Here is a 4,854-nt window from a genome sequence, read left to right as displayed (position 1 = left end):
GCGGCCGAGCTCGCGCCCATCACCGAGGTCCGCCGCACCAAGGCTGCCGAGGCCATGGCAATCCATCTCGGCGCCCTCGTCCGCTGCGGTGTGTACGACCGGACCCTGCTGCTGCGGCATCCGGAGCGCCAGTTGGTCGCGTACTGCCTCGACGTGGCGCCTCGCCCGCTGCCGGCCTGGGTACGGGCCTACGCCGACGACCCCGAACCGGCCACGTCTGACGTCGACCACGCACTTGCTCGGATGGAAAGGGAGAACAGCGCATGACCCAGCCGACCGACACTATGCCCGGCATCGGGACCAGGGCCGAGTCCGGGACGGAGGTCGACACCGAGCCCGATACCTGGCCGGTGCCACGCCCGCAGGATGGCCGGGCCGAGGCGCGCCGCTTCCTGGACGACCTGCACGCCCGCGGAGCGGTCGACGAGGGCACGCCGCAAGTCTTGGACCGGCTGGTGGACAACTGGGTCTCGCACTGGTTGCGGGCGGCGCGGGTCGACTGGCGGCGGGCGTGCGCCCGCGCCGAGCAGCGGATCGCCGATGCCGAAAGCCATGCCGAGTACGTGCGCGGTTGCATGGCCAATGCGCGTGGCCGGGTCGCCTACGCCCGGCAGGCGCTGCTGCGGGCTGGCCGGCGCCCCGAGGCCGACGCCGGGCCGCCCCGGTGGAGCCCGGACGGCAGCGGTGCCTCGCGCGCCGGGAACGGCCCCCCGCCTGCTCCGTCGGCAGCCGAGCACGGCGACCTGCCCTGGCCCACGGTCGACGAGCCGCTGCTCGATGAGCGCAACGTCCCCAGCCCGGCCCGGACCGTGATGACCTGGGCACTGCTGAGCGTGATGGCCGGTGCCGACGCGTTCGGGTTCTGGCAGACCCTCGTCGGGATCATCGAGAAGGACACGATGCTCACCGCGTTCTTCGTCGTCGCCCTCACCATCGGTGCCGTCCTGGTGGCCTACCAGATCGGCCGGATGGCACGGCGGATCGCGGACGGCTACGCAGGCAACGGAGTCCCGTGGCTGATCACGATCTCATGTGCCTGGCTCGGCCTCGGCTTGGTGGCGTTCTGGATCCGCGCCCATCCGTACGCGGCGCCGCTGGTCACCTCGCAGGACAACGGTGTGTTCGGTGATGCGACCTCGACCGCCTCGTCCGGGACCAACTCCTGGAGCCAAACCTGGGGTTTTGCACTGCTCCTGCTGCTGCTCTACTTCGCCACCGGGATCCTCACGATCACCGATGCGTGGACCCGGGAGAGTCCGCGGGTGCGGACGGTGGAGTTCCTGACGCTGCGGCTGCGCGAGGCCGAGCACGAGGTCGCCTCGTACCGCAGGCACGAGCGCGACGCGACCGCCGCCATCACGTTGGCCCGGAGCGCCTCGGAGCGGGTCCGCAGGGACCACTCGATCGAGGACAGCTGCCTGGACGAGGGCCGGGGCATCAAGGAGGACTCCCGGATCTACCTCGCCCAGCTGCTGGGCAACCCCTCCAACACCGCGGCGGTGCTCAACGTGCCGGTCGCGGACGCCGGCGTCCGCCCCAGTGACAACTTCGATGACGACTTCGATGACGAGTTCGATGGACCGGCCGGCCACGGGAATGGAAGTGACTGACATGAAGACCTACTACCTGCAGGTAGTCCGCCGCGCCGGGACAGCGATCCTCGGCGCTGCCGTAGCGACGACCGCCCTGACCGGCTGTGGGGGTGGACTGAACCGGCCGCACGCCGCGGGGGCGACCGTCATCGTGGTCGGTGACCGGGCGAACATGCCGGCGCCGTCGTTGACCGACGCCGCGATGACGCTGATCAGTGAATCGGTGCAGAGCCAGGACGAGATCTACCTGATCAATGTCTCCGGCTCGCCGCAGTCGGTGGGGCACCTGTCCACCAAATCCGATTGCGACTCCAAGAGTGCCTGCGCCCGCCGCTGGAACGCCTTGAAGGCCGGCATCCAGAACGCGATCAGGAAAGTGCCGGCCAGCGCCCCGCAGGCCGACCTGCTCTCGGCGCTGTCGATCGCCGGGCGCCAGTTGGCCAACGTCCATGGGCCCAAGCACATCCTCGTGATCGACAGCGGCCTGCAGACGGTCGGCGCACTGCCCCTGCAGGCCGAGGGAGTGCTGGATGTCGACCCGGCGACGATCAGCCAATCGCTGAAGGCGAACGGCACCCTGCCCGACCTGCACGGGGTGGACGTACTGATGACCGGGCTCGGTTCGACCTATGCGCCCCAGCAGCCGATCCGCGAGCCGTACCGCACCCGGCTGGTCAATCTCTGGAAGGCGGTGGTGACCGCGTCGGCAGGCAACTTCACGCCCAAGGACGACACCCAGCTGCCAGACATCGCGCCGGCGCGCGGGCTGCCGGCCGTGACGACGGTGACGTTCAAGCAGAAGCCTCCGCCGCCGCCGACACCCTGTGACTACCGGCTGCGGGCCGACCAGATCGGCTTCGTCGCGAACGAGCCGACCTTCCTCGACGAGCCACGGACGAGGCAGGTGCTCAAGCCGCTGGCCGAACAGCTCACCGAGAAGGGCACCTCGGTCACGCTGATCGGGACGACGGCGGTGCCGGAAACCGGCCCGGACTCACCCGGGGCCGTCTCCAAGCGGCGGGCGCTGGCGGTGCGTCGGGTGCTCATCGAGCTGGGGGTGCCGGCCGGCCACATCGTCCGGGTGGAGGGCGTCGGCACGAACTTCCGGGGCTTCCGGAAGGACACCGACAGCCAGGGCCGCCTGATCGAGGCACTGGCCATCGGCAACCGGCTGGTGATCGTCAACTCCACGACCTGCGAGAAGCGGAGCCGATGAGTGGCGCGGTCACCGTCGGTCCGGCCGGGCAGGAGGCGATCGGGTAGCGCGTCGGTCCTGGCTCACTCCTCGCCGGGCGGCTGCTCCCCCTCGTTCGCCGCGAGCACCCGGCGGACGCGGCGCACGCGTTCCTCGAGGTCGGCCGTCACCTCGCCGGGATCGGCCCCTGCCCGAACGGCCGCCGACCGCGCCGCGCGGAGCGCAGCCTCGAGGTAGTCGCGCGCCTCGGCCGCGTCAGCACCCGGCAGCACCGGTCGGTCGCCGGGGCGGGGGCTGGTCGGATCACCGGGCATGTGCACCATCCTGGGGCCGTGACACAGCTCCGCGCCAGCGTGGCCCGCGGGACTGCCACCGGCCTCGACCGCGCGTCGGCGTTCGCTCGCTGACCTCTTGTCCTGAACCACATCCCCGTTATCTATCGGAGGCGTTGCTCGCATTGGGCGAACGGGCTCGGGATGAGTCGACCCGCACGCCAGGTCGGCAGGGCCGCCGGCCGCGCCGAGTGATCGAGCCGGCCAGGCAGGTCCTCTCGGGCCGCCCCGAGGGATCCAGCTGCCGGACACGACATATCGCCTACGGCGAGCCCGGGCGGTTAGGCCTTTCACGCGCTACCGTGGCTGACGGCGATGGAGGAGGCCGACGTGTGCGAGGACATCCGTGCGGTGCTGCGCGGCCCAGTCGAGCCGGGCCGGGTCGTGGGGGTCCTCGAGTCGCCCGACGTCACCGGGCCAGGGCCCCGGCGGTAAGCATGGTGGGCATGCCCGGGGAAGCGCCCTTCGTCGGCCGCGCGGACGAGCTGGGCCTGCTGCTGCGGCGGCTGGCCGATGCCCGGCTCGGCCACGCCCGGACGGTGCTGATCGGCGGCGAGGCAGGCGTCGGCAAGAGCCGGCTGCTCAGCGAGTTCACCCGGGCCGCGCGGCACGCGGGCGCGCACGTGCTGGCCGGCACCTGTGAGGAACACTTCGGCGATCCCACGCCGTACGGACCGCTGCTCCAGGTGCTGGAATCCTTCGGGAGGGACTACGGCCCGCAGCGGGCGGCTGAACTCGGGCGCTCGGCCTACACTCGGCTGGCTGCATTCTTCGACCTCGGCAGCGACTCGATGACCAGTCCGCAGCAGGTATTCCTGGCCGCGCGCCGCATGCTCGACGGCATCGGTGCCCACGCTCCGGTGGTGCTGATCCTGGAGGACCTGCACTGGGCGGACCCGTCCACGCTCGACCTGGTGCGCCACCTCGGCCAGGCCCTGCCGGAGGATCGCCACCTGCTGCTCGTGTGCAGCTACCGGTCGCGGGAGCTGCGGCGGGGCGAACCGCTGTGGCAGTTGCTGGCCGGGGCGACGTTCCTGCGCCGGACCGAGCGGCTGGAGCTGCCCGCCTTCGGACGAACGGAGTTGCATGAGTTCCTGGCCGGGACAAGCGGCGGCCCGGTCGACCCGACGTTGGTCGAGCGGTGCTTCGAATGGTCTGATGGGATCCCGTTCTATGCCGAGCAGCTGATGGTGGCCGGCGCGCTGGACAACCCGGAGGACGTCGAGCTGCCCGACGATATCCGCGACGTCGTACTGTCCCGGCTCTCCGACCTCGGGCCTGACGCGCTCAAGGTGCTGCGGGTCGCGGCCGTCGCCGGCCGCGCGATGAGCCGGCGGCTGCTGCGCACGGTCAGCGGGATGCCCGGCGAGGTGTTGAACGACGCGCTGCAGGAGTGTTTCGACCGGCAGATGCTGGTCGCCGGCCACAACGAGGACGTGTACCGGTTCCGGCACGCGCTGCTGCGCGAAGCGGTCTACCGCTCGACTGTCCGCGACGCCCAGGTCGATCTGCACGTCAGGATGGCCGAGGCGCTGGCCGCTGAACCTCGACTAAGCCTGACCGAGGGCTCCGCAGCGGCGGAGCAGGCCAGTCACTGGTACCAGGCCGGCAACCGGCCGCAGGCACTGGCGTCTGCGGTCCAGGCCGGCGAAATCGCGGCGCGCACCCTGGCGTTCCGCTCCGCCGAGGTTCAGTTCACCCGTGCGCTGAAGCTGTGGCAGCAGGTCGAGGATGC

At 71.2% G+C, this 4,854-nt stretch carries 5 protein-coding genes; 4 read left to right on the top strand and 1 reads right to left on the bottom strand.

The genetic code is table 11. The features are described from left to right. The 3 genes from VF542_RS05455 to VF542_RS05445 all read left to right on the top strand — a co-directional run. The coding region (locus VF542_RS05455; protein WP_408650690.1) for a hypothetical protein at nt 1–267 on the top strand (267 nt) is incomplete at its 5' end. Continuing rightward, nucleotides 264–1,610 carry a hypothetical protein gene (locus VF542_RS05450; protein WP_408650689.1) on the top strand — a complete coding sequence of 449 codons (1,347 nt, stop codon included), beginning with the start codon at nt 264–266 and terminating at the stop codon, nt 1,608–1,610. The genes VF542_RS05455 and VF542_RS05450, both read left to right, overlap by 4 nt. A gap of 1 nt (nt 1,611) precedes the next feature. Then, a complete protein-coding gene (locus tag VF542_RS05445) occupies nt 1,612–2,808 on the top strand; it encodes an OmpA family protein (protein WP_408650691.1) in 1,197 nt (398 codons plus the stop codon). Nucleotides 2,809–2,870: 62 nt separating this feature from the next. Here VF542_RS05445 and VF542_RS05440 read toward each other — a convergent pair whose 3' ends face one another. Continuing rightward, nucleotides 2,871–3,101 carry a hypothetical protein gene (locus VF542_RS05440; protein ID WP_408650688.1) on the bottom strand — a complete coding sequence of 77 codons (231 nt, stop codon included), beginning with the start codon at nt 3,099–3,101 and terminating at the stop codon, nt 2,871–2,873. A 464-nt stretch (nt 3,102–3,565) separates the two neighbouring features. On the opposite strand from VF542_RS05440, the gene VF542_RS05435 reads away from it, so the two are divergent. Further along, nucleotides 3,566–4,854: ATP-binding protein (locus tag VF542_RS05435; RefSeq protein ID WP_408650687.1), on the top strand; the 1,289-nt coding region annotated here is incomplete at its 3' end.

This window comes from Jatrophihabitans sp. (genome assembly GCF_036389215.1).
GTDB lineage: Bacteria > Actinomycetota > Actinomycetes > Mycobacteriales > Jatrophihabitantaceae > Jatrophihabitans_A.
The sequence above is the reverse complement of the archived record's forward strand: the minus strand, read 5'-3'. Positions and strand labels throughout refer to the sequence as shown.

What these genes read in the sequence shown, in the direction of transcription:
- VF542_RS05445 (WP_408650691.1), top strand. Translation starts at nt 1,612, where the DNA reads ATGAAGACCTACTACCTGCAGGTAGTCCGCCGCGCCGGGACAGCGATC.
- VF542_RS05450 (WP_408650689.1), top strand. Translation starts at nt 264, where the DNA reads ATGACCCAGCCGACCGACACTATGCCCGGCATCGGGACCAGGGCCGAG.
- VF542_RS05440 (WP_408650688.1), bottom strand. Translation starts at nt 3,101, where the DNA reads ATGCCCGGTGATCCGACCAGCCCCCGCCCCGGCGACCGACCGGTGCTG.